This window comes from Ruegeria lacuscaerulensis, from assembly GCF_013034685.1.
Classification (GTDB): domain Bacteria; phylum Pseudomonadota; class Alphaproteobacteria; order Rhodobacterales; family Rhodobacteraceae; genus Ruegeria; species Ruegeria lacuscaerulensis_B.
Window position 1 is genome coordinate 666,911 of the sequence record NZ_WQGO01000001.1, and the last position, 25,600, is coordinate 692,510.

The 25,600-nt window shown below is 59.9% G+C and carries 21 protein-coding genes; 6 read left to right on the forward strand and 15 right to left on the reverse strand.

The features are described 5' to 3' along the window. Positions 1 to 224: 224 nt before the first annotated feature. Complete coding sequence (locus GOV80_RS03325) at positions 225 to 638, forward strand: universal stress protein (RefSeq protein WP_170770030.1); 414 nt, start codon at positions 225 to 227, stop codon at positions 636 to 638. A gap of 75 nt (positions 639 to 713) precedes the next feature. On the opposite strand, the gene GOV80_RS03330 is transcribed toward GOV80_RS03325, so the two are convergent. The 3 genes from GOV80_RS03330 to GOV80_RS03340 form a co-directional block, all read right to left on the reverse strand. Further along, complete coding sequence (locus GOV80_RS03330) at positions 714 to 2,321, reverse strand: BCCT family transporter (RefSeq protein ID WP_170782829.1); 1,608 nt, start codon at positions 2,319 to 2,321, stop codon at positions 714 to 716. Between the two features lie 516 nt (positions 2,322 to 2,837). Next, positions 2,838 to 3,914: a DUF2235 domain-containing protein gene (locus GOV80_RS03335; RefSeq protein WP_170782830.1), complete on the reverse strand. Its 1,077-nt coding sequence runs from the start codon at positions 3,912 to 3,914 to the stop codon at positions 2,838 to 2,840. Then, positions 3,892 to 6,183, reverse strand: coding sequence for a xanthine dehydrogenase family protein molybdopterin-binding subunit (locus GOV80_RS03340; RefSeq protein ID WP_170782831.1), 2,292 nt, complete (start codon positions 6,181 to 6,183; stop codon positions 3,892 to 3,894). The genes GOV80_RS03335 and GOV80_RS03340 overlap by 23 nt, the downstream gene beginning before the upstream one ends. Before the next feature lie 116 nt (positions 6,184 to 6,299). On the opposite strand from GOV80_RS03340, the gene GOV80_RS03345 reads away from it, so the two are divergent. The 3 genes from GOV80_RS03345 (at position 6,300) to GOV80_RS03355 (ending at position 10,631) form a co-directional block, all read left to right on the forward strand. Then, positions 6,300 to 7,031, forward strand: a complete 732-nt coding sequence (locus GOV80_RS03345; protein ID WP_170782832.1) for a dienelactone hydrolase family protein — start codon at positions 6,300 to 6,302, stop codon at positions 7,029 to 7,031. Positions 7,032 to 7,109: 78 nt separating this feature from the next. Further along, positions 7,110 to 10,205 carry a valine--tRNA ligase gene (locus tag GOV80_RS03350; protein ID WP_170782833.1) on the forward strand — a complete coding sequence of 1,032 codons (3,096 nt, stop codon included), beginning with the start codon at positions 7,110 to 7,112 and terminating at the stop codon, positions 10,203 to 10,205. Between the two features lie 93 nt (positions 10,206 to 10,298). Further along, positions 10,299 to 10,631 (forward strand): DnaJ family domain-containing protein, encoded by a 333-nt coding sequence (locus GOV80_RS03355; protein WP_170782834.1) that lies wholly within the window; start codon positions 10,299 to 10,301, stop codon positions 10,629 to 10,631. Here the strand turns inward: GOV80_RS03355 and GOV80_RS03360 are convergent, their stop codons facing one another. Further along, entirely contained in the window at positions 10,632 to 11,414 is a 783-nt protein-coding gene (locus GOV80_RS03360; RefSeq protein WP_170782835.1) for a crotonase/enoyl-CoA hydratase family protein, read from the reverse strand. A 64-nt stretch (positions 11,415 to 11,478) separates the two neighbouring features. Beyond that, positions 11,479 to 12,549, reverse strand: coding sequence for an SMP-30/gluconolactonase/LRE family protein (locus GOV80_RS03365; protein ID WP_170782836.1), 1,071 nt, complete (start codon positions 12,547 to 12,549; stop codon positions 11,479 to 11,481). Positions 12,550 to 12,644: 95 nt separating this feature from the next. Between GOV80_RS03365 and GOV80_RS03370 the strand changes: the two genes are divergently transcribed. Then, positions 12,645 to 13,754 carry a pyridoxal phosphate-dependent aminotransferase gene (locus GOV80_RS03370; RefSeq protein ID WP_170782997.1) on the forward strand — a complete coding sequence of 370 codons (1,110 nt, stop codon included), beginning with the start codon at positions 12,645 to 12,647 and terminating at the stop codon, positions 13,752 to 13,754. A 106-nt stretch (positions 13,755 to 13,860) separates the two neighbouring features. Here GOV80_RS03370 and GOV80_RS03375 read toward each other — a convergent pair whose 3' ends face one another. From GOV80_RS03375 to GOV80_RS03400, 6 genes are all read right to left on the reverse strand, one after another. Beyond that, positions 13,861 to 15,051, reverse strand: coding sequence for a pyridoxal-phosphate-dependent aminotransferase family protein (locus tag GOV80_RS03375; protein WP_170782837.1), 1,191 nt, complete (start codon positions 15,049 to 15,051; stop codon positions 13,861 to 13,863). 51 nt (positions 15,052 to 15,102) lie between these two features. Further along, entirely contained in the window at positions 15,103 to 15,735 is a 633-nt protein-coding gene (locus GOV80_RS03380) for a bifunctional 4-hydroxy-2-oxoglutarate aldolase/2-dehydro-3-deoxy-phosphogluconate aldolase (protein WP_170782838.1), read from the reverse strand. A 3-nt stretch (positions 15,736 to 15,738) separates the two neighbouring features. Further along, positions 15,739 to 17,544, reverse strand: coding sequence for a phosphogluconate dehydratase (gene edd, locus GOV80_RS03385; RefSeq protein ID WP_214647929.1), 1,806 nt, complete (start codon positions 17,542 to 17,544; stop codon positions 15,739 to 15,741). A gap of 2 nt (positions 17,545 to 17,546) precedes the next feature. Then, a complete protein-coding gene (gene zwf, locus GOV80_RS03390) occupies positions 17,547 to 18,992 on the reverse strand; it encodes a glucose-6-phosphate dehydrogenase (protein WP_170782839.1) in 1,446 nt (481 codons plus the stop codon). A gap of 127 nt (positions 18,993 to 19,119) precedes the next feature. Further along, positions 19,120 to 21,363, reverse strand: coding sequence for a phosphoenolpyruvate--protein phosphotransferase (ptsP, locus tag GOV80_RS03395; RefSeq protein WP_170782840.1), 2,244 nt, complete (start codon positions 21,361 to 21,363; stop codon positions 19,120 to 19,122). Positions 21,364 to 21,409: 46 nt separating this feature from the next. Continuing rightward, a complete protein-coding gene (locus GOV80_RS03400; protein ID WP_170782841.1) occupies positions 21,410 to 22,648 on the reverse strand; it encodes an aspartate kinase in 1,239 nt (412 codons plus the stop codon). Positions 22,649 to 22,814: 166 nt separating this feature from the next. Here GOV80_RS03400 and GOV80_RS03405 point away from each other — a divergent pair, with 166 nt between their 5' ends. Next, positions 22,815 to 23,171: a hypothetical protein gene (locus GOV80_RS03405; RefSeq protein ID WP_170782842.1), complete on the forward strand. Its 357-nt coding sequence runs from the start codon at positions 22,815 to 22,817 to the stop codon at positions 23,169 to 23,171. Between the two features lie 8 nt (positions 23,172 to 23,179). Here GOV80_RS03405 and GOV80_RS03410 read toward each other — a convergent pair whose 3' ends face one another. From GOV80_RS03410 to GOV80_RS03425, 4 genes are all read right to left on the reverse strand, one after another. After that, a complete protein-coding gene (locus GOV80_RS03410) occupies positions 23,180 to 23,635 on the reverse strand; it encodes a DUF1178 family protein (protein ID WP_170782843.1) in 456 nt (151 codons plus the stop codon). Between the two features lie 69 nt (positions 23,636 to 23,704). Continuing rightward, a complete protein-coding gene (locus GOV80_RS03415) occupies positions 23,705 to 24,163 on the reverse strand; it encodes an NUDIX hydrolase (RefSeq protein ID WP_170782844.1) in 459 nt (152 codons plus the stop codon). A gap of 106 nt (positions 24,164 to 24,269) precedes the next feature. After that, positions 24,270 to 25,013, reverse strand: a complete 744-nt coding sequence (locus GOV80_RS03420; RefSeq protein ID WP_170782845.1) for an EcsC family protein — start codon at positions 25,011 to 25,013, stop codon at positions 24,270 to 24,272. Positions 25,014 to 25,066: 53 nt separating this feature from the next. Next, positions 25,067 to 25,561: a GNAT family N-acetyltransferase gene (locus GOV80_RS03425; protein WP_170782846.1), complete on the reverse strand. Its 495-nt coding sequence runs from the start codon at positions 25,559 to 25,561 to the stop codon at positions 25,067 to 25,069. Positions 25,562 to 25,600 lie beyond the last annotated feature (39 nt).

Below are 25,600 nucleotides of genomic sequence, written 5' to 3' on the forward strand. Positions count from 1 at the left end.
TCGTTACGGCAAAAGCCCGGCAGTTCCTGTCGCAGCAACACTCGGCTAGTGCGTTCATGCGAACGTCCGCTTAAGACGCGACACGGCCATTCGTTGCGTAGTACATCAGAAACTGCTTAGCGGACAAAGCGCCTGCTGTTTATGGAACGCAGTCGCTCTTGACTGTTCGCTTTGCAAAGTCATTCAATACTTATTGGCCAAATGCGTGAAACGGGATGTTGTAGATGCCACGTGATACGAAATTAATCCTATGCCCGCTAAACCTTCGTCACGTCAGGTTGGACTACAGCGCCTACGAAGAAGCAATCGCAATGGCCAGGCGCAGAGAAGCGCGGCTTCTCGTGGTGACAGTTGCGCCAGAAATGGAGCGAAACTTGAATATTCGCGACTCTGTTGGCTATTGGAGCGAGCAATTGGAGAAGTTTGTGAAAGATCACCCGGCGGAAGGCGTCGAATTAGAAACTGTTGTTCGAACCGGTGCTGTGCATCGGCAAATCGTAAAGCTCGCCGATGAACGCAACGTGGATATGATCGTGATGGAGGCGGCCAACCCAAAGATTCAGGATTACCTCCTGGGAACGACCGCCAGCCACGTAGTGACACATGCCAGTTGCTCGGTTTTTGTTGTTCGGCACTAGTCGATTCAAAAACCTCGGCAACCCGATGTGATGGCTCCCTTATTTTAGGAAGCCATCATTGATTTTGTCCGCTTGCTACAGCTTTTTGTACTCGGATCGCAGAGCCAGCCACAGACAGTAGCACATAATGAGGATCACCAGTGTAAATGGAATCCCCATTGACACGGCAGCACCTTGGAGGGCGTTCAATCCACCGCCTAGAAGAAGCGCAATTGCAACCAAACCTTCCAAAGTGCACCACCAAACACGCTGAACAACGGGCGCATCCAGTTTACCACCTGCGGTGATAGTATCGATAACCAACGACCCTGAATCAGATGACGTGACAAAGAAGATCACAATCAAAATCAGCGAGATCGGGGCGACGATATTGTACAGAGGCAACTCCTTGAGGAAGCCAAACAGGGCGCCCTCTGGCGCATAACTGTCGATGACGGTTGCTTTGACGCCTTCAGCGCTACCTGCGTTCAGCATGTCAATCGCGGCCCCTCCAAAAGTGGACATCCACAATGCGCAGACCGCCGTAGGAGCAATAAGGGCACAAAGAACAAACTCACGCACCGTACGACCCCGAGAGATCCGGGCAATGAACATTCCCACGAAAGGAGACCATGCAATCCACCATGCCCAGTAGAACGTAGTCCACCCATGGAAAAAGCTGGCATCCTCTCTGCCAAAGGGATTGGAGAGCGCAGGTAGCAGCGTGACATAGTCTACCATGACTGAAACGTAACGAGCAATTGCGGCCGCCACCCCGGTCATTGCGATCACAAAAATAAACAGCCCCACAGCCATGATCATGTTGATCTCAGATAGCCGTTTCACACCGGCATCCATTCCCAACAAAACAGAACCAAGCGCAATGAGCGTGATCGCGACAATGATGATGACGGTCAATGTGGGCGAAGGCGTGATGCCAAACACTTCATTCAAACCTGCGGCAACCTGTTGCGCACCGAGGCCCAACGAGGTGGTTAGTCCGAAGAGGGTCGCAAACACGGCCAGCGTGTCGATGACATGCCCCCAGAAGCCCCAGACACGTTCACCAAGTAGCGGAAAGAACGCCGACCTAAGCGTCAGCGGCAGGTTCAAGTTGTATGCAAAAATCGCCAGTGCCAGTCCCACTGCAGCGTACACAGCCCAACCTTCGAGACCCCAGTGATGGATCGTACCAACAACACCGATATACTCATTGCCGGGCTCGGTGATGTCGATGTTTAAGGGGCGCGCATTCCCATCTTCCGAGAAGTTGTAGTACACGGGCTCCAATACACCGAAGAACAGTAGACCGATCCCGATTCCTGCGGCAAACATCATTGCGATCCAACCCGCATACGAGTAGTCGGGTTTCGCATCTTTTCCGCCAATTCTGACCTTTCCGACCGGCAAGACAATGAGCGCCAGGCAGAACAAGGTGATCGCATTCACCGACAACACAAGAAACCAATCAAAGGTGCTGGTCAGCCACGGCCGAAGCCAGCCAAAAAATGCAGCAGCCGCTTCCTGATTGGCCAATGCCACGATCACGAAGCCTAGGATCAGCAAACCAGAAACGATGAAGACAGGGTTATGGATGTCTAACCCGAGGGGTCTGATGTTGTCCTGTCCGAGTTCATATTCAGTCTCGAAATCCCAGACGCGAGGGTCTGGGTCGAGCATCTTTTTTTGACTTGTATCTGACATTTTACCTCCCTAAGCGCATGTGTCATGCGCCTTAGCGTTGCACAACCTGCGGCAATCTGTCCAACATTCAGTCAGACGCAGCTGCCACGATTGACGGTGTTCCAAGGGCCAACACAGCAGAGATTTCGAACGGGACCGGTCAAATCGGCTTACAAATGCGAAAAATTCAACAGGATCAACTTGCCGCGCACCGACTCAGACGTTCGCGCGAAAACGCCGAGACCTGCAAGACTTTAGGACATTGTTTTCTGTGGCCCGTATAGCCAGATCAACTGCAACGCAGCCCCCCACTTAGGTTAAGTCCACTTCTGGCTGAAAGCCCCAGCATCTTCGCGGCTGGCTCGATTGCCTCGGGCAGCCCAACTGTCGGTTGGGCAGTTTTGGCGAATTAATGTAGCTTGCTTTTGGCGTTGCCACGAAAACTCCAATTCTGCTTCCCTAAGATGTCTGCTTTGGGCTCGAACCGGACTTTGAAGTGTTGGTGATCATTGGAGCCGTTAGCAAATCGTCAGCCCTTCACTGCGCCGGATGTGATGGCAAATCCGGCATCGGTACCCAGCCCGGCAGATCATCCGGCGAGACCGAGACGTGCAGCCTCTCGGATCGGTCCTTGCCCACTTTCCGGTGCTTGCGCAGCAGGAAAATCTTACCCCAGCCGCGCCATGTGCCCACTGACCGCGCAGCGGTATCGGTAGGGAAGCGGTCGCGCCATCCGTCAGGCAGTGGCAGGCCGTGCATCTCGGCCTTGTCCAGCATCCAGATCAGAGAGATGTTGCTGAGTGGGCGCGCCTCTTCGAACCCGTTCAATTGACCGCCGACATCCCCATGCGTGCCCCGGAACCAGACTTGTTCCACATGGCCCTTGAAATCAGGGGTACATTTCCACAAGACCGGCTCGAACACTTCGCGGGTCTCGTCAAGCGCCATGGCGTGATAGCCGTGGCGGGTGGCCGGGCCCAGCTGGTGGTTGTGAAAGGCGTGGCGTTCTTCGGCCCAGCGCCACAGTAGTGGAAGACGTAGGCCCAGCGCTTTTACCGTGTCCCAGACGCCGACCATCTCAATCGCCACATCCTCGTGGCAGAAGGCTTGCCGGAATTCAGCCGCGGCCTTGCCGTTAGCGTTGCACTCATAGTGACGATAGGCCTGCTTGATGTTCCGCTCGGTCGCGTGTTCGGCCTTGAGCAACCCGATCAAGTCGATCACCCCGGCAAGGCTGCGCACCCCGTAGGCGCCACGCGAATAGCCGATGAAGTAAATCCTGTCGCCGGGTTTGTAGCGCGACGCCAGATAGCCGTAAGCACGCCTGATCTGGCGGTTGATCCCCCGCCCCATCATCACGTCCAGCGAGGACTTCCAGTTGTCCCACTGTACCCCAGCTTCGTAAAATACCGAGACCTTGCTGCCCATCTCGCAACACAGACGCAGAGTTTGGCCTGCGTGGGTCTCTCGGCCCGGTTCCAGCGTCGACATGGTCCCGTCGAGGATAATCACATGGCTGATCGGTTCACGGTGGCGCGACTCGGCTGAGTGTTCGGACCGCAGAGGCCGTCCGAGCCATCCCAGTACCTTTCTACTCAGCCGCGACAGATCCATGCGTCAGCAACTCCCATACTCTTTGAGGTGTGAAAGGCATATCCGCCTGTCGCACCCCGTGATCCCAGAGCGCATCCTGAACCGCATTTGCCACTGCGGCCAGCGCGCCCACGGTGCCTGCCTCACCGCATCCCTTCATCCCCATCGGGTTTGAAGTTGACGGAACCGGCGCCGAGGTAAACTTAATCATGGGTATCTCGGCGGCGCGCGGCAAGGCATAGTCCATCAACGAAGCCGTGAGCAGTTGCCCCTGCGCATCATGCACAACACGCTCGGTTAGCGCCTGTCCGATCCCCTGGACCACACCGCCATGTACTTGCCCTTCGGCCAGCATCGGGTTGATAAGGTTACCAAAATCATCGACCACTGTATAGCGGTCGACCCAGGTTTCTCCGGTGTAAGAATCAATGACGATTTCGGCAACATGTGCGCCATTGGGATAGCTGCGCGCATCCAGGTTGGCGCGCGCATGATGTTGCCGCAGATCAGTACGGCCATCGGCGCGGGCCATATCCGCGGCCTCGGTCAGGGTGGGCGTCAGGTTCGACCCCGGCGCGCGAAAGGCTTCGTGATCGAATGTCACATCGCTTTCCTCCACCCCCATCTTATCAGCCAGATAGGGCGTGAATGCGGCGATCATGACGTCGATTGTCGCCAGTGTGGCCGTGCTTTGCACCGTAACGGACCGAGACCCACCAGTACCGCCACCATGAGGAAGTTGATCGCTGTCGCCCTGCACCACATTGATCCGGTCCACCGGAATCCCGGTCTGATCTGACAGGAAATGGGCATAAACCGTCTCATGCCCCTGCCCGTTCGATTGGGTTCCGACATAGAGGTTCACGGTGCCATCCTCGCAGAACTCCACTTTCGCGTTCTCGGAAGGGTCCCCCAAAATACTTTCGATATAGTAACATAGGCCCTGCCCGCGGATCAGGCCGCGTTCGGCATCGGCGGCCTTGCGGGCGGCAAACCCCGCAGTCTGTTCGCCCGCGCGGGACAGGATCATGTTGAAGTCGCCCACATCATAGGTCTCGCCGGTGGCAGAGGTGTAGGGAAACGCCTCGGGGCGGATGAAATTCTTGCGGCGCAGCTCCCACGGGTCCACGCCCAGTTCGCGCGCGGCGCGGTCCATGACGCGCTCTAGCACATAAATCGCCTCGGGGCGGCCCGCACCGCGATAGGCATCGACCTGTGTGGTGTTGGTAAAGAACCCTTCGACCCGCAGATAGGTCGTCTGGACGTCGTAAACGCCCATCAAAACTTTGCTAAACAGGCTAGTCTGAATCGCCTGCCCGAAATGGCTGTTATAGGCACCCAGATTGATCTTGCTGTGAACGCGATAGGCCGTGATCCGGTGATCGGCATCAAAGGCCAGTTCGGCCAGCGAGGTCAGGTCGCGGCCATGATGGTCGGACAGCATCGCCTCGGACCGGTCGGACATCCAGTGCACGGGTTTGCCCAGCTTCTTCGCCGCAACGGCAGTGCAGAAATACTCCGGGTAGGGCATCACCTTCATACCAAAGCCGCCACCCACATCCGGAGTGGTGACACGGATGTCTTCAGGCTCGACCCGTAGTTTTTGCGCCAGTTGAGCGCGCATGGCCCAGACGCCCTGTCCGCCATAGGCAAAATGCAGACGGCCATCGACCCAGTTGGCCTGACAGCCGCGCGGCTCGATCGAGGCAATGATGACGCGGTTGTCCACCACGTTGAGCGATACAGTGTGCGCCGCAGCCTGAAACGCGGCCTCGGTCGCGGCCTCGTTGCCCAGACCCCAGTCAAAGGCGCGATTGTCCGGCGCTTCGGGGTGCAAGGTCTCTCCGCCCGCATCCACGTCCAGCTTGGCGGGGCGTTCGTCAATCTCGACCAAGACCAGTTCGGCGGCGTCACGGGCCTGGGCTTGAGTGTCAGCAATAACCACCGCGATCGGTTCGCCAACAAAGCGCACTCGGTCAGTCGACAGCATGTGACGCGCAGGCGCTGCTGCGGGCGAGCCGTCCCGGTTCTTGACCGTCGACGCATTGATCACGGTGTCGATCCCGGCCTCTTTCAAATCCTCCAGCGTCATCACCAACCGAACCCCATCAGCTGCGCGCGCCGCGTCCAGATCAAGCGCCGTGATCACCCCATGCGCCACCTGCGAGCGGACAAACACGGCGTGCAGGGCACCTTCTGGTACAACATCATCCATGTAGTGCCCCTGCCCGGTCAGAAACCTCTGATCCTCGGTCCGTTTCACGGGCTGGCTTCTGCCGAATTTTTCCATGGGGCGACCCTCCTGCGCGGTTCCGAAGGCGACCCTAGCCCGAGTGTGGGCGATGTCCAGAAAAAGACAGGGGTTTGGACTTTAAGTTCTGCGGGTTTCCGATAGCCTCAGACCCCATGACCTGGACACATGATACCGTTTTCCCTTTCTCTGCCGCGATGACGAGCGGCAAGACCGCAACCCATGACGTTTATGCTGGGGGCGAAGGCCCACCCATCCTGATCCTGCAGGAATTGCCCGGGATTGGGCCGGAAACGCTGGATCTGGCCAAACGCCTGAACGGGGCGGGGTTTCGTGTCTACCTGCCGCATATGTTCGGCACCTATGGCAAAGTCACGATGGGCCGCAACATGGCCCGACTGTTCTGCGTCCGGCGCGAGTTCAACATGTTCCTCAAAGGCCGTCAGAGCCCCATTGCGGGCTGGATGCGATCGCTGGCGGCCGAAATCAAGTCCCGCGACAACGCAGCAGGCGTGGGTGTCATCGGTATGTGCCTGACCGGCAGTTTCGCTCTGACCCTGATGGCTGAGGACGCGGTTCTGGGCGGCGTCGCCAGCCAGCCAGCCTTGCCGGTCTTTGGCGGCAATACACTGCACATGAGCTCCGATGACATCGCACAAGCCCGTGCGGGCATGGCCGCCAAAGGTCCGGGGCTTGCGATGCGATACGCGGATGACAAGCTGGCCCCGGAACGGCTGATGCGCGCGCTACAAGACGGCTTTGGTGATGACCTTGAGACACAGGAATATGAGGGCAAGGATCACTCTCTGCTGACGCTGGATTTCCACGAACCGGCCTATCAGAGGGTGCAGGATTACTTCCGTGCCCGATTTGCCCAGGCCGGATAGCACACGCACCCTTCCCCTTCCTGCGCGCATTCGCTATTGCAATCGCTGACCCGAGATTGATGACGCAGGACGCACCCCATGGCGATGGAAAAGACATTCAACGCGGCCGAGGCCGAGGCCCGCATCTACGAGGCCTGGGAACAGGCCGGAGCCTTCAAGGCAGGCGCGAACCGTTCGCGCGACGAAAGCTTTACCATCATGATCCCGCCGCCCAACGTGACGGGCGCGCTTCATGTGGGGCACGCGTTTAACAACACGCTGCAGGATATCCTGACCCGCTGGCACCGGATGCGCGGCTTCGACACGCTGTGGCAGCCCGGACAGGACCACGCCGGTATCGCCACCCAGATGCAGGTGGAAAAGATGCTAGCCAATACCCAGCAACCCGGACGACGTGAGCTGGGGCGCGAGGCGTTTCTGGACAAGGTCTGGGAATGGAAAGGCGAATACGGCGGCACCATCATCGAACAGCTTAAACGGCTGGGCTCCAGCTGTGACTGGTCGCGCAATGCGTTTACCATGGCGGGCGCACCGCGTGATCCGCGTACCGGCCACGAAAATTCTGCGAATTTTCACGACGCGGTGATCAAAGTCTTCGTCGATATGTACGAGAAAGGTCTGATCTATCGCGGCAAGCGGTTGGTCAACTGGGACCCGCATTTTGAGACCGCGATCTCGGATTTGGAAGTCGAGAACATCGAAACGCCCGGCCACATGTGGCACTTCAAATACCCGCTGGCCGGGGGCGAGACCTATACCTATGTCGAAAAGGACGAGGACGGGAACGTCGTGCTTGAGGAAGAGCGCGACTATATCTCGATCGCCACGACCCGCCCCGAAACCATGCTGGGCGACGGCGCGGTTGCGGTTCATCCGTCGGATGAGCGGTACGCGCCAATCGTCGGGAAACTCTGCGAAATCCCGGTTGGCCCGAAAGAGCATCGCCGTCAGATCCCGATCATCACCGATGAATATCCCGACCCCGACTTCGGCTCGGGCGCGGTGAAGATCACCGGCGCGCATGACTTCAACGACAACATGGTCGCCAAGCGCGGCGGCATCCCGATGTACCGCCTGATGGACACCAAAGGCGCGATGCGGGCCGATGGGGCGCCCTATGCCGAGGCTGCGGGTTTGGCGCAGGAATACGCGCGCGGCAAGGACTTCACAGAAAACGAGATCGACGCGATCAACCTGATCCCCGATCACCTGCGCGGCCTCGACCGGTTCGAGGCGCGCGCGAAGGTCGTCGAGGAAATCACCGCCGACGGTCTGGCCGTCATGACCCGCGCGGATGACCCGCGTCTGGGCACCAAGCTGGGCGAGGATGACGACCCGGCGGCGCTGGTCCCGCTGGTCGAGAGCAAACCGATCATGCAGCCCTTTGGCGACCGCTCGAAGGTTGTGATCGAACCGATGTTCACCGATCAGTGGTTTGTCGATGCCGAAAAGGTCGTCGGCCCCGCGCTGGATGCGGTCAAGGACGGCACGGTCAAGATCATCCCCGAGTCGGGCGAGAAAACCTATTACCACTGGCTGGAAAACATCGAGCCCTGGTGCATCTCGCGCCAGCTGTGGTGGGGGCATCAGATACCGGTTTGGTATGGGCCTGCGCGCGACGAGCAAACCGGAAAGTTTGACTACGACCGCATGGAAGTGATGTTCTGTGCGACTTCCGAGGAAGAAGCCGAGCAAAAGGCCAAAGACTATTACGGAGTCGAATTCGCATACGACACACCACAAGAAAACGCGAAATTCCTTTGGGATGACGAAATTGAGACTGCAACTGGCCTTTCTCAAACCGGCAAACAAGTTTCGAAACCTGATGGGTCGCCCAATTTTGTGTTGATACTACGCGATCCTGACGTCCTCGACACGTGGTTCTCCTCCGGCCTCTGGCCCATTGGCACGCTGGGCTGGCCCGAGCAGACCGAGGAGTTGGAGCGCTACTTCCCCACGGACGTTCTGATCACCGGCTTCGACATCCTGTTCTTCTGGGTCGCCCGGATGATGATGATGCAACTGGCCGTGGTCGATCAGATCCCGTTCCACACCGTCTACCTGCACCAGCTCGTCCGCGACGAGAAGGGCAAGAAGATGTCCAAGACCACCGGCAATGTCATCGACCCGCTGGAGATCGTGGACGAATTCGGCGCCGACGCGCTGCGCTTTACCAATGCCTCGATGGCGGCGATTGGCGGCGTGCTGAAATTGAGCCGCGAGCGCATCACCGGCTATCGCAACTTCGGCACCAAGCTGTGGAACGCCGTCCGCTTTGCCGAAATGAACGAGGTCTTCACCGACGCCGTTCCGCAACTGGATGTGGCCGACCTGAAGCCCAAAGCCGCCGTAAACCGCTGGATCATCGGCGAAACCGCCCGCGTGCGGGCCGAGGTCGACGCGGCGCTGGAAAGCTATCGCTTCAACGACGCGGCCAACGGGCTGTACGCCTTTGTCTGGGGCAAGGTCTGCGACTGGTATGTGGAATTGTCGAAACCCCTGCTGCAAGGCGATGACGCCGAGGCGCAGGCCGAAACCCGCGCCACCATGCGCTGGGTTCTGGATCAGTGCATGGTCCTGCTGCACCCGATCATGCCCTTCATCACCGAAGAACTGTGGGGCCTAACCGGCGACCGCGCGAAAATGGTCGTCCACGCCGACTGGCCGACATATGGCACCGAACTGGTCGATGCCGATGCGGATCGTGAGATGAACTGGGTGATCTCGGTCATCGAAAACACCCGCTCGGCCCGTGCCCAGATGCGGGTTCCAGCGGGGCTCTACGTGCCGATGCTGGTGACAGAAATCGACGCCCACGGCCAAGCCGCATGGGACCGGAACGAGGCGCTGATCAAGCGTCTGGCCCGGATCGACAGCCTGACCAAGGCCGATGCGCTGCCCAAAGGCACGATTTCCATCGCCGCCCCCGGCGCGTCCTTCGGCCTGCCGCTGGTGGATATCATTGACATCGGTGCCGAAAAGGAACGGCTGGAAAAAGCCAAAGGCAAGCTGGCCAAGGAACTGGGCGGTCTGCGCGGGCGTCTGAACAACCCCAAATTCGTGGCCTCGGCCCCGGAAGAGGTTGTCGAAGAAGCCAAAGCCAACCTCGCCGCCCGCGAAGAAGAAGAGGCTAAACTGAACGAGGCGCTGGCCCGTTTGGAAGAAATAGCCTGATCTTCTTCTCGTTCCATATACGGAAATCCCAAACCTCGCCGCACCACCCGTGGCGGGGTTTTCAGTTTCAGAGACAGCCTTTAGAATAGCGCCATGTTCGGGTCGCTAGCAAAACTCATCGAACGCCAGATCCAAAAGGCGCAGGCCGAGGGGCAGCTAGAGGGCCTTGAAGGCGAAGGCCGCCCCCTGCCCGACCGATCCGGCGAAGCGCAAACCGATCCTGCTTTGGCCGCCGGGCATCGGATCATGGCGCAGGCCGGTGTTTTGCCCGAAGAATTCACGATCAAGAAACAACTCGACGCTGCCAGGCAGGACTATGCCACACTGAGCGATCCGCAAGCGCGCAAACGGGCGATGGCGCGCATCGCCGATCTTGAGATGCGCTATAACATGGCCCGCGACGCCCGCTGTGCATTTATGCGCTGATCACTTGAAGACGGGCTTGCGACCTTGCATTTGGGCCGCGATGACCTCCATCTGCTCGGGCTTGCCAATCAACTCAACCTGTTCGGCGGATTCGGCCATCAGCACCTCGGCGCGAGGTTGAGTTTCGGCCAGATCGATCAGCCGCTTGGCAGCGCGGATGGCCGACGGGCTGCGGCCCCCGATGTCTTCGGCAAGCGCTATGGCCTCGGTCAGTGGATCGTCAGAGGTTTTGGTCACCAAACCCCAATCCGCCGCCTGCGACGCACCGATAGGCCGCGCAGTATAAGTCAACAGACGCAGAACGTCCGAGCGGACCAGCTTGGGCAGCAACACCATACCGCCCATATCGGGGATGATGCCCCACTTCATCTCCATCACGGCCAGTTTGGTGTCAGGATGCGCGATGCGCACATCCGCACCCAAGGCGATCTGCAACCCGCCGCCATAGGCCACGCCCTGAATTGCGCAAATTACCGGCATGGGTAGGCGTCGCCAGATCAGGGCCAGTTCCTGCATCTCGTTGGCATCTTCGTGACTGCGGGCCATCAGCCATTCGCGCGGGTCGATATGGGCCATCTTGGCAAAGCTCGCCATATCCAGACCAGCGCAGAAACTCTTACCTTCGCCCGACAACACCACCGCTCGCGCGTCCGAAGCCGCCACTTCTTGCCCCGCAGACAAAATCGCCTTGATCATCGCGTCATCCAACGCGTTCATCTTGTCGCCGCGCGTCAGCGTGACATGAGCGATGTGATCTTTGTATTCGACGGATACGCGTGACATGCGGACCTCCCATTACCGGTTGAGGTAAGCATGCCTGCAAGTGCCACCAAGTTCCAGATCAACGTTAGGGCAGCTTTTCGGCAGGCATTCGGCCGAACCACGGCGAATCCAGTGTCATGACATAGAAGTCATCACCTACAATCCGCCCTGCGGTCGTGATGCCCAAGCGTCCAGCGGGGTCTTGCAGATTTTGCAGGATCGTCCCGTCGCCGTCGAAGCGGATCACCATACCCCGATGGATCGGGGCAGGCCGGACCATCGGCCCCAACCGCCAGATCACCTTGCGCAGAAACGGATAGGGCATCAGCGCCTCAGTCGGTACGCGCGGGCTGGCGAAGGCCAGCCAATAGGTGCCGTCGCCTTGGGCTTTGATATTGTCCGGATAGCCCGGCAGGTTGTCCAGAAACACCTCTTGTGTTCCCGCTTTGGGACCAGTCAACCACAGCCTGTGCACTCGTGCGCGCCCGGTCTCAGCGATCAGCAGAAAATCTTCGTCGGGCGACAGCGCGACCCCATTGGTATAAACGAAACCTTCGGCGATCTTTTCGACGGCTCCATCCGGGGAATAGCGGGCGACATAGCCAGTGGGCGATTGCTCCCAAATCGTCAGAACCGAAGTGGGTTTGGTACCCCCCATGGTCTCGGGGTCGAAACGGTCAGACGAGTTCGAGAAATAAACCGTGCCATCACGCCCGACATCCAGATTGTTGGCGTAGATGACCGGTGCGCCGTCAATTTCAGAGACCAGCGTTTCCAAACTCCCCGGCCCTGTCCAGCGCATCAGTCCGCGATAGCTGTCCGAGATATAGAGGGCTCCGTCAGGAGCGGCCTTCAGGCCCAACGGCCGGCCGCCAAGATCGTCGACCTTCTGCGGCGCATCCTGATCAATGCGATAGAGCGCTCCGGACTGTGTGGTCGTAAAGACTGTGCCATCAGGCAGATCAGCAATGTCTTCAGGGCCCTCCTCGCCGTCGGGCAGGGAGATCAGTTCAAGCCGATCCAGCGCGTTGTTTTCGGCGAATTCGCCCGTAAAACCAGGGGCCTTTGGGGCGTCCCAGACGACGGGCTCAACTGCGACCGGCCAAAAAAGCAGATAGGCGAGACCAATTAGGATCAGACCGATTGCGATGCGCATGTGCGCTCCTTCCGTTGTGGCTTGGCGCAAGGGTGCGGGTGTTTTGCCCGCAGCGCAAGCTTGCCTGACGGATGACCTTACGTTTATCTGCCTTCATGACAGAGTTCCGCTTTACCCCCCTTGCCCAATCCCTGCCCGCCACCGTGCCTTTTGTCGGCCCTGAAACGCAGGAGCGGCAGCGCGGTGCGCCTTTTCTGGCGCGATTGGGCGCCAATGAAAGCGTCTTTGGCCCCTCCCCGCGTGCGATCGAGGCGATGGTGCGGACCGGGATCTGGATGTATGGCGATCCCGAAAACCACGACTTGCGCCATGCTTTGGCGGATCACCATGACGTTTCGCCTGAAAATATCGTTGTGGGCGAGGGTATTGACGGGCTGCTGGGGTATCTGGTGCGCCTATTTGTCGGGCCGGGCGATGCTGTTGTGACTTCGGACGGGGCATATCCTACCTTCAACTACCACGTGGCCGGGTTCGGAGGGGTGCTGCACAAGGTGCCCTATAGAGATGACCATGAGGACCCTCTGGCGCTGTTTGCCAAGGCGGCCGAGGTAGGTGCCAAGCTGGTTTATCTGGCCAACCCGGACAATCCGATGGGCAGTTGGCACAGGGGTTCGGATATAGTCGCCGCGATGGACAAGCTACCTTCAGGCTGCGTGCTGGTTCTTGACGAGGCTTATGTAGAATGCGCCCCCGAGGGCACCGTCGCCCCGGTTGATGCAGACGACCCGCGTCTGATCCGGATGCGTACCTTTTCCAAAGTTCACGGCATGGCAGGCGCGCGGGTTGGATATGGGATCGGGGCACCGGCGTTGATTTCAGCATTCAACAAGGTGCGTAATCATTTCGGAATGAACCGCGCGGCGCAGGCGGGGGCCTTGGCGGCGTTGCAGGATGATGAATGGCTGGCCCATGTTCAGCAACGCATTGCGGCAGCGCGGGACCGCATTGGTGTCATCGCGCGGGATCACGGGTTGGAACCCCTGCCCTCGGCCACCAATTTCGTTGCCATTGATTGCGGGCGTGACGGGGAGTTTGCCAAGGCGGTGCTGGACGCGCTGGTTGCGCAGGGCATTTTCGTGCGGATGCCGTTTGCCGCGCCTCAGAACCGATGCGTTCGGATCAGTTGCGGTGCAGAGAAGGATCTGGATGCGTTTGCATCAGCTTTGCCCAAGGCGCTGGCTGAGGCGCTGGCGCGTTTTCCCTGAGCTGGGCTCGTGTGGTGAGCGAGCGGGGGGCTGTCTGCCCCCCATCGCGCTTGGGCGCGCTTCCCCCCGAGGATATTTTTAGCCAGATGAAGGGCGGAACTGCGCTTTAGGCCGCGAGAGTGGCTGCGGCGGCTTCGAGCGCGCCTTTACCGCGCGGGATGTTCAGCGCTGCGAGCGCGGTTTCGACCCCGCCCAGCATCGCCATCACCATTTGGGCGTTGACGTGGCCCATGTGGCCGAGGCGGAAGCAGCCGTCCCAGTCCTCCATCCCCAAGCCGATGCCTAGGGTTAGGCCGAGTTGGGTCTCGGTGAAATGGCGCAGCGGAGTGCCCTGTCCGTCTGATAGGCGCAGCGCTGTGACTGCGTGACTGCGATGCGCGCGGTCGGCTACATTCAGGTGCAGCGCGCCGCCTTCTGCCCATGTCTCGCAGGCGGTCCAGATGGCGGTGGCAAGGCGCTCGTGGCGCGCCCAAACATGTTCGAGCCCTTCGGCGTGGATCAGGTCGAGCGCGGCGCGCAAGCCGTAGAGATGATGGGTCGGCGCGGTACCGTCGAAATACTGATAGAACAGGTCAGGCTGGGCGCGCGGCACCCAATCCCAGTATTGCGAAACGCGGGGCATGGTGACGCGTTTGGCGGCGGCTTTTTCGTTGAAAAAGACAAAGCCCACTCCTGCCGGGGTCATCAGCCCTTTCTGGCAGGCGGTGACCATGACATCGACGCCCCATGCATCCATCTCGAACCGGTCGCACCCGAGCGATGCGATGCAATCGGCCATTAGTAGAGCGGGATGGCTTAAGTCATCCAGCAGGGCACGCAATGCCGGAATGTCGTTGCGCACGGAAGTCGACGTATCCACATGCACTGCCAAAACGGCTTTGATGTCATGTGCTTCGTCGGCGCGTAATGCTTCAGCGATGAGGTCAAAATGCCAAGGCGAAGAGGTCCCAAAATCAATCAACTGCGGCTTGGCGCCTATGCCTTCGGCCATCTCGGCCCAACCATAGGTGAAGCGGCCAGACGCTGGGGCTAGAACCACCTCACCCGGAGCGATCACGTTGGACAGTGCCGCCTCCCACGTGCCGTGACCGTTGGCGATGTAGATCGCCACGTTGTGTTCGGTTCGCGCCACGCGCTTGAGGTCGCGGGTCAGGTCGGGCATCATCTCGATCAGTGCGCCATCATAGATATTGGGCGACGGCCGATGCATCGCTTGCAGCACGGCATCCGGCATCACTGAGGGGCCCGGAATGGCCAGATACTCGCGCCCTTGCGCGAGAGAGATGTGGTTTGTCATGGGGTCAACCTGTCTGAATTGACGCCCAATTTAGTGACGTCCCGCGCGGCGTCAATCCATCAGCTGCGACGCCTCACGTGCAAGTTTTTCGATGCCGGTCCAGTCGCCGTCCATGACCATCTGTTTGGGCGCGACCCAGCTACCGCCTGCGCAAACAACATTCGACAAAGACAGGTAATCGCGTGCATTTGACGGCGACACACCACCCGTTGGGCAGAATGTGATTTGCGGCAGCGGCGCGCCGATCGCTTTGAGCGCGGGGGCACCACCGGACGCTTCGGCCGGGAAGAATTTCAGCATGTCATAGCCCTGCTCAAACAGGCGCATCGCCTCAGAGGCAGTCGCCGCACCCGGCAGCAAGGGCAAGCCCTCGGCCTCACAGGCGGCGATCAAAGCGTCGGTTGCACCCGGTGAGACACCAAACTGCGCACCCGCCTCTTTCGCGGCGCGGACGTCTTCGGGGGTGATCAGTGTTCCCGCGCCGACCACACCACCGGGCACCTGCGCCATGGCACGAATTGCGCTGAGCGCCGAAGGCGTGCGCAGGGTGACCTCAAGCGCGGGGAGGCCTCCTGCGACCAAAGCCTCGGCCAGAGGCCGTGCTTGAGCCGCGTCATCGACGACCAGAACCGGCACGATTGGGGCCAGTGCGCAAATCTCGCGGGTGCGTTGGGTTTTGGACATGGTTTACACTCCGAAAATGCTGGCGCCAGTGTCAGCGGACCCGACATTCTGGCGGAAGGCTCCGAACAGGTCGCGCCCCACGCCGTGCTGATTGGCGCTGAGGTCGGCGGTGGCGGGTCTACGATCCAGCACGCCGGGCGTCAGGATCTCCAAATCGCCTTTTACTGCGTCGACCCGCAGGATATCGCCGTCTTGCAGGCAGGCAATGGGACCACTGTCCAGCGCCTCGGGAACCACATGGATCGCAGCGGGGACCTTGCCGGAAGCGCCCGACATGCGGCCATCGGTGACCAGCGCGACCTTTTGGCCTCGTCCCTGCAGGATCGACAGCATGGGCGTCAGAGAATGCAGCTCGGGCATCCCGTTTGCCTTTGGACCCTGAAAGCGAACGACGACGATGGTGTCGTCAGTGAACTCTCCGGCCTTGAAGGCGGCTTTGACCGCGTCTTGGTCGTGGAACACGCGAACCGGGGCCTCGACCACCTGATGTTCGGGGGCAACGGCCGAGACCTTCATGACGCCCGTTCCCAGATTGCCGGTCAGGCGTGACAGGCCACCGGTGGGTTGGAACGGGTCGCTGGCCGGGCGGAGAATCTTGTCGTTCAGGCTATGCCCTGCACCTTCTTCCCAGACCAAGTCGCCACCTTTCAGCTTAGGTTCCTTGGTGTAGTTATGCAGCCCCTGCCCTGCGACTGTCAGCGTATCGGGGTGCAGGAGCCCGTCTTCCAGCAAAGTGCCGATACAATAGCCCAGCCCGCCCGCAGCATGGAAATGGTTCACATCGGCCAGACCGTTGGGATAGACCCGCGCGACCAGAGGCACCACGGCGGAAATGTCAGAGAAATCCTCCCAATCCAACACGATACCCCCTGCCCGCGCCATGGCGATCAGGTGGATCAGCAGGTTGGTGGAGCCCCCCGTAGCCATCAAGCCGACAATCCCGTTCACAAAAGCGCGTTCGTCGAGGATCTGGCATACGGGCGTATAGTGGTTGCCCAGCGCGCTGAGCGACAGGGCGCGGCGCGCGCCTTCCTCGGTCAGCGCATCACGCAGGGGGGTGTTGGGGTTGACGAAGCTAGAGCCCGGCAGGTGCAGGCCCATGAACTCCATCAGCATCTGGTTGGTGTTGGCAGTACCGTAGAAGGTACAGGTGCCAGGGCCATGATAGGCGGCCATTTCGGCCTTCATCAACTCGTCGCGGCCGACTTCTCCGGCGGCGAATTTCTGGCGGACCTTGGCCTTTTCGTCGTTTGGCAGGCCGCTGGTCATAGGACCGGCGGGTAGGAAGACGGCGGGCAGATGGCCAAACGCCTGCGCCCCAATGATCAGGCCGGGGACGATCTTGTCGCAGACGCCTAGGAAAACGGCAGCGTCATAGGTGTTGTGACTGAGGGCCACGCCGGTCGCCAGCGCGATCACATCGCGCGAGAACAAAGACAGCTCCATCCCCGCCTCGCCCTGCGTGACGCCATCGCACATCGCAGGCACGCCGCCCGCGACCTGCGCTGTTCCACCTGCCGCGCGGATCGCATCGCGGATCAGGGCGGGGTAGCGTTCGAACGGCTGGTGGGCCGAAAGCATGTCGTTATAGGCGGTGACGATGCCCAGATTGCCTGCCGTGCCGGTGGCCATGGACTGCTGATCCTCGCCCGCACCGGCATAGGCATGGGCCTGTCCACTGCAGGACAGGTGCGCGCGAGCGGGGCCTTTGGATTTGGCCTGCTCCATCCGTTCAAGATGCGGGTCCCGCAGATCGGCGCTGCGCGTGATAATGCGCTGAGTGACGTCGGTGATGACGGAATGAACCATGATTACCCTCCGATCTGACGCCAGCGGCGTCCGTCCCGATGCATCAGCATCAGGGCCTCTTCAGGGCCGGAACTGCCCTGATCGTATTTGGCGGGCCGGTCACCACGCTGTTCCCAGCCGTTAATAATAGGATCGACCCAGGCCCAGGCGGCCTCGGCCTCATCCCCGCGCATGAACAGAGTCTGATCGCCGCGAATGACGTCCATGACCAGTCGCTCATAGGCGTCCTGCGCCCGCGCATCTGCGCCCAGCGCCTCGGCAAAGCTCATATCCAGCGCCACATCAGACAGACGGAAGCCGCCCGGGCCGGGGTCTTTGATCGTGGTGCGCAGGGTAATGCCTTCGTCCGGTTGAAGGCGGATCACCAGCACGTTGCCATGCAGAGGGCCAACATTCGGGAAAATCGTATGCGGCGGGTCGCGGAAGAAAACCGCAATCTCGGATTCACGGGCTCGCAGGCGCTTGCCCGTGCGCAGATAAAACGGCACCCCGGCCCAGCGCCAGTTGCCAATATGCGCCTTGAGCGCAATGTAGCTTTCGGTGCGGCTGGCCGGATCTCCTACATGGTCCAGATAGCCGTCGCCACCCTTGTCGGTACGGTACTGACCTCGGGCGATATCCCTTGCGTCGACCGGTTCTAACGCTTCGATCACTTTCACCTTTTCATCGCGCACCGCGTTGGGCGCGAATTTCGACGGAGGCTCCATCGCCGTCAGACACAGAAGTTGTACCAGATGGTTCTGGATCATATCCCGCATCGCGCCGGATTGGTCGTAGTAGGCCCCGCGCCCTTCGACCCCGACGGTTTCAGCGACGGTGATCTGAACGTGGTCGACATGAGTGGCGTTCCACAGCGGCTCGAACAGGGAATTGGCAAAGCGCAAGGCCATCAGGTTCTGCACCGTTTCCTTGCCCAAATAATGGTCGATACGGTAAATCTGATGTTCCTCGAAACAGCCGCGCAGCCCTTCGTTTAGCGCCTTGGCCGAGGCCAGATCGTGCCCGAACGGCTTTTCCACGACGATCCGGCTGTCAGGCGTTGCCACGCCGTGGTCGTTCAGGCGTTGTGCTATCCCGGAAAACAGGCTGGGACCGACCGACAGGTAAAAGGCGCGCACCACGTCCGGGCGCAGCATTTTGGCTAGCTCTGGCCAGCCTTTGTTCCCCAGTGCATCCACCGAGACATATTCGACCTGTGCCAGAAACCGATCCAGCACATCCTTTTTGAACTCCGGCGCGAATTCCTTCATCGACGCGCGGACCTGATCTCGGAACGCGGCGCTGTCGATATCCGAGCGCGCGGTGCCGATCACCCGGGCCTCGGGCGGCATCTGGCCGACCTGGAAGCGATGATACAGGCCGGGCAGGATCTTGCGCTGCGCCAGATCTCCGGTCGCGCCAAACAGCACCAGATCGAAGGGATTAACCGGGATTACGCGTGAAACCATCGACAGGCTCCTTCAGAACTCACTGGGTTTACCAGTTATGTTATCGCTAACATTCACCGCCGAATTAATGAAATCCGACGCATAAATCAACACCGGATTTGAAATTAGTTTCAAAACCCCTGCCCGCTCAGCCCTGATTGCGCAGCCACTCCATGACAGCGGGGCGCACGGATTGTTCGCCCCGGTGCCGCGCATCTGCGATGATCTTGCGCAGAGACTGCAGATCAGCCCGTAGCAGAACGCTTTTCACCGGCCCGATCGAGGCAGGCCGCATCGACAGCGACCGGATGCCCATCGCAGCAAGACAAAGCGCTTCAACAGGGCGACCGGCATCCTCACCGCAGAACGACAGTGGCGTGTTCGAGATATTGCAGCGCTCGACGATGCGCTCAATGAAGCTGAGGAAGCTGACATTCAGCGTATCATAGCGGCGGCGCACCAGTTCATTCTCGCGGTCAGCGGCAAAGAAGAACTGTTTCAGGTCATTGCCCCCGATCGAGACAAAATCCACCTCATCAAAGAATTTCTGCGGCGAGAAACCCAGCGAAGGCGTTTCCAGCATCGCCCCAACTTCGAGCGTTTCTGGCAGGACATGGCCGAGCCGCTTTTCACGCTCGATGGTTTTATTGACCTCCCAGCGGGCCTCGCGGAATTCTTCGGCCTGCGCCACGAAGGGGAACATAATGGTCAACGGGCGACCATTGGCAGCCCGGATTAACGCCTGCAACTGCATCCGCATCACGCCGCGCTTGTCCAGCCCTACCCGAATTGCGCGCCAACCCAGCGCGGGGTTGGGTTCTTCCACGTGTTTCATGTAGGGCAGAACCTTGTCCGAACCGATGTCCAGCGTACGGAACACCACGCGCTTTTCGCCCGCCGCGTCCAGAACCCGCTGATACTGCGTCACAAGCTCGGACCGTTTCGGCATCTGATTGCGGATCAGGAATTGCAACTCGGTCCGAAACAGGCCTACGCCCTCGGCCCCCGAATTGCCCAGCGAGGGCAAATCCGCCATCAGACCCGCATTCATCACCAGATTAATCCGCTCGCCATCACGGGTCACGCAAGGCGTTTCGCGGATCGAGGCATATCTCTCTTGCGCCTGCGCCTGCATGGCGATCTTGTCGCGGAAGGCAGTGACGACGGAATCTTCGGGGCGCAGATGGACGCTACCGTTGTCACCGTCGACAAGGATGTGATCCCCGTTCAACGCCTCGGTCGTAATTCGGCCCACATGCACAACCAGCGGAATCGCCAAGGCCCGCGCCACAATCGTTGCGTGGCTTCCGACCGAGCCTTCTTCCAGCACAATCCCTTTCAGCGACCTGCCATATTCCAGCAAGTCTCCGGGCCCGATATTCCGAGCGATCAGGATCGGGTCAGGCGGCAAATCCGCGCCATTGGTGTTGCCTTGCCCGGTGAGAATACGCAGCAGACGGTTGCTGAGGTCGTCCAGATCAGCCAAACGTTCGCGCAGGTAGGGATCCGTTACTTGCCCCATCCGCACCCGGGCCTGCGATTGCTCCTTTTCGACAGCCGCCTCGGCGCTCAAGCCGCGAGCGATGTCTTCCTCCATCCGGCGCATCCAGCCCTTGGAATTCGCGAACATCCGGTAGGCTTCCAGCACCTGCAACTGCTCGGTATCGCCATCTTTTGATATCTCGAGCATCTTGTCGACGCCGACCCGCAATTCATCGACGGCCTCGGTCAGCCGCTCACGTTCGCGATGAGGGTCTTCGGCAATGGGGTTGGTGACCACCACGCGCGGCTCGTGCAACCAGACATGGCCCTCGGCCGAGCCTTCCTGCGCCGGGCCGCCGCTCAGCTGTACCGATTGCTGGTGTCGTGGCGACAGAGCCGCACCCTCACCCACAAAGGCACCCAGTTCGGTCATCTCGGCCAGCACCATGGCGACTACTTCCAGCGCATAGACCTCGTCCGCCGAGTATTCCCGCGCGTCGCGGGATTGGACCACCAGAACACCAAGTTTTTCACCCAGACGTTGGATCGGCACACCCAGGAAAGACGAGAATCTCTCTTCCCCGGTTTCAGGCATATAACGGAAACCCTTGGCGGCAGGCGCATTCGGTGTGTTCACGATTTTGCCGAACTTAGCTACACGACCCACAAGCCCCTCACCCATGCGCATTCGGGTCTTATGAACAGCCTCGGGTGACAACCCCTCGGTCGCGCAGAGCTCCAATGTGTCTTCATCGCGAAACAGATAAATCGAGCACACTTCGGCCCGGATACTATCGGCGATCAGGTGGGTGATCCGGTCAAGACGTTCCTGACCGGCGGCCTCGCTCGCCATCTCTTCGCGCAGCCGCCCAAGCAGCTTGCGGGATTCAGTTTCGGTACCGTCCGCCATGGCCCACCCAAATTAGTGCGTCAGGCAAGACCTTTGGCTGAAACGCTCAGGCCGCCTTGTCCAGTTCAAAGGCATCATGCAGTGCCTGAACCGCAAGTTCCATGTATTTCCTGTCCACAAGGACGGAAATTTTAATCTCGGAGGTTGTGATGACCTTGATGTTGATCCCCTCATCCGAGAGAATTTTGAACATCTTGGCCGCAACACCCGATTGCGACCGCATGCCGATGCCAACCACCGAAACCTTGCAGACGTCTTCGTCGGCGACCAGTTCGGCATAGTTCAACTCGCCCGCGTCCTTGATCGCCAACAGCGCTTTCTCGGCGCGTGCCACCTGATCGGTCGGGCACGAGAAGGTCATGTCCGTGCGCCCCTCATCCGAGATGTTCTGCACGATCATGTCCACATTTACGCCCTCATCGCTGAGCGCGGTAAAGATGATCGAGGCGATGCCGGGGCGGTCTGCCACGGACACGACGGTCATTTTGGCTTCGTCGCGGGAATAGGCCACACCGGCCACAACATTGGATTCCATGATATCCTCCTCATCGACGACCAGCGTACCGGCCTCGTCGGATTGTTCTTCGAAACTTGAGAGAACGCGCAGTTTCACCTTGTAGCGCATCGCCAGCTCGACCGAGCGGGTTTGCAGCACCTTGGCCCCCAGCGAGGCCAATTCGAGCATTTCCTCGAACGAAATCTTGTCCAGCTTGCGCGCCTTTTCACAGATGCGCGGGTCGGTGGTATAGACGCCGTCCACATCCGTATAGATGTCGCAGCGCTCCGCACCAAAAGCTGCGGCAAAGGCCACCGCCGTCGTGTCCGATCCACCGCGACCCAGCGTGGTGATGCGGCCTTCGGGGCTGATGCCCTGGAACCCGGCGACGACGGCAACGCGCATGCCTTCGCCGAATTTCTGGTTCAGGTTCTCGGTCGGGATTTCCTCGATCCGGGCCTGGCTGTGGGCGCTGGTGGTCATCAGCGGCACCTGCCAGCCCTGCCAGCTGCGGGCGGGGATATCCATTTCCTGAAGCGTCAGCGCCATCAAGCCGGCGGTCACATTCTCGCCCGAGGACACAACCGCATCATATTCGCGCGCATCAAACAGCGGAGAGGTTTCGTTCACCCAGCCTACCAACTCATTGGTTTTACCGGACATGGCCGAGACGATGACAATGACGTCATAGCCCTTTGCCACCTCGACGCCGATACGTTTCGCAGCGCGGCGGATGCGGTCCAGGTTGGCGACAGATGTGCCGCCGAATTTCATCACGAGTACGGGCATGGGGGCTGGTGTCTCCGCGCCTTGGAATTCAGATCCCGAGCGTCTTATGTCAGGGGGCCCGCAAGGGCAAGTGTTCAAAACCTTTTCCACTGCGGTCTAACGGGTGCTTTACATCCCTCCACCACGGTGTCAGCTTGGCCCTATTCCATTTGTGATGAGGTTCCCCATGCCCCGCTTAGCCCTTGCTTTTGTCTTGTTGTCCACACCCGCTTTGGCTCAGCAAGCCTCGCTTGCCGCAACAGATGGGCAGAACGCGCTTGGAACCGTACCCTGTGCCACCAATGCGGGCGAACCGCTGCGCAGCTGCAACGCCGAGCTGCGCCATCGCGACGATGGACGGATAACTCTGGCAGTTGGCATGGGCAATGGCGAGGTACGCAACATCTATTTCGCCGACGGCATCCCAGAATCCACCGATTCCGCCGCGCGCCTCAGCTATGAGACGCAGGGAAACGTCATGGTGATCTTCGTTGACCCCGGCGAGGTCTACGAAATCCCCGCGGCGGCGTTAGCCCCTCGGTAAACTTAGGATCAGTTGCTCTTGCGGCTGGGAATAAAGGGCAAGGGCGCGACGGGAACGCCATCCTCGATCAGGGCCTTGGCATCTTCGGGTTTGGCTTCACCATAGATCGCCCGTTCTGGGGCATCACCCAGATGCATCTTGCGTGCTTCGGACGCGAAATCCTTACCCACGTAGTCCGAGTTTTCCTCGACCTTGCGCCGCAACTCGGACAGCGCCTTCTCAAGCTCGGCGGGTGGAACCGACATCTCGACCGGGTTTTCTTCCTTGGCAGGTGTCTCGCTTCGCGCCACGACCTTGCGGGATGGGCGCACACGCGGTGTCATGATCGCCTTTTCAACGCAAGCGTCGCCACAGATGGCACAGACCACCATGCCTGCCCCGGCAAGCTTGTCGTAAGCGGCGGCCGATTGGAACCAACTGTCAAACGCGTGGCCCTGGCTGCATTTCAAGGCGTATTGAATCATGATCGGTCCAGATTGCGATTGCCGAATAGATACTGACCATCAAAACAATGACAAGCCCTAGTCTGCAGATCAATGCGACTGCGTTGCCACCTGCCGTAACATTTGGGCGAGTTCAGGCTGATCCACCCGCGCCGCTGCCGCCCGTATCGAAAACCATACGCGCTCACGATCATCGCATTCGGGATAGCGCTCCGATAAGGACATTACCATCAGCGGAAACACATCCACCAGGCAAAGGACCGCTCCTTTTTTGCGCCGTTGTTTTATGTGTGTGTAACGCCCGATCATCTCAGCCGAACAGACCCCACGCACGCCCGCTTCTTCCCAGGCTTCCTGCTGCGCTGCCTCGAACGAGGACATCCCCTTGATCAATCCGCCCTTGGGAATGATCCAGCGGCCCGACTTACGAGTTGTGATCAGCAAAACTTCGGGGGCGCCCGCACGTAAACGGTAACACAATGCGGCGGATTGTTGTCGAACCGGAATCCTGTCCGAGTCCGGCGGTTGATACCGCCATAGCCTGCTCATGCCCTGTGCCCCTTTCAACACCTGCGACGCCCAAAGCTTTAGTTTTTGTACTTATTTAGAGGGTCGTCGCAGAACCACTACCATACTTGGCGAACTCCACCAAGCGTCACATGCGTGCGGCCAGTTTTCGCACAAGATCGTCATGCGGGATATCGGCATCACTGGCCAATCGGCGCAAACCGAAATGCACGCGGGCGATACGCTGGTAATAGCGAGTGTAGACATAGTTCGTCCCACCCCCGGCAAGCGCCCCCAAAACAGGTACGGATTGCGCGGCGAGTTTTTGCCCCAGCACCACCGCCAGTTTCGGCGCGACGGTGGCGATCAGCTTTTGAAGGGCCGGTCCGGTCAACGTCATCCGAGCTGAAAAAAACCCGAAATCCGCACCATCGTCGAAGGACAGCGGACCCGCCGCGGACAGAACCTGCACACAATCGAATTTCACACCGTCTTCCGATGGGTCAAACCCTTCTCGTGCCGCAGCACCTTGTATGGCGCGCAACAGCATCGTGGTCGTTGCGGGCAATTCCACCAAAGAGGTCGACACTCCGCCCACACCGCCTGCTGCGCCCATGGCCGTGGTCACAGCCGTATTCACCCAAGGTCGTTGATCCGGCACCGCCCTGCGCGACCCTTCGGCGGCATGCATGGCCACCCAAAGCGCCTGCTCGGTTGCTCCGGTCAACGCCTCTCGCAGTGACGGGGGCAGTTGATCCAGCAGGGTTTCCGCAGATCCGCCCAGACTGTTGAGCAACCGAACACCCGGCCCACCCGCCGAGCGGTAGTACCCGGCCAACCGGTCCAACTCTGCCTCGGCATCCAGTTTTTCGACAAGAACAACGTTCTGCATGCGTGCCCTCCTGTCCTAAAAAGATCGGCACTATGCCCCGTTTTTTCAATAGTTCATCGGTCCCAACGCGTTACAGGACCAGCGACACCCGTCCATGCGCCCAAGGTTAGCTCAGCCCCCAGAACCCGTTGGGGATTGGTGGGCGGCGGCATCTCAACTCCGGTCAGGCGGGCGAAGCCGAAACGACTGTAATAAGGTGCATCGCCCACCAGCATCACCCGCTCCCATCCTCTGGTAAGACCTGCCTGCAAGCCCTCGTGTATGAGGAAACCGCCCAAGCCCTCCCCCTGATGGGTGGGGTGCACGGCCACCGGCCCCAGCAACAACGCATCGAAGGTCCCCACATGAACGGGCCAGAACCGGATCGCCCCCGCCAAAATGCCCTCACCATCTCGGGCCACTAGAGACAAGCCCTCAACCGGCGGAACATCATCGCGCAACCGGTACGAGGACAGCGCCTCGCGCCCAGGCGCAAAGCACAGGTCGTACAAAGCCTCGACCTCCCACCAATCGTCCGGGTCCTCCGGCTTGATCGTGAATTGCTGCACCCCTGCCCTCTTTTCCTTGCTGGAATTCGCCCTAGCACT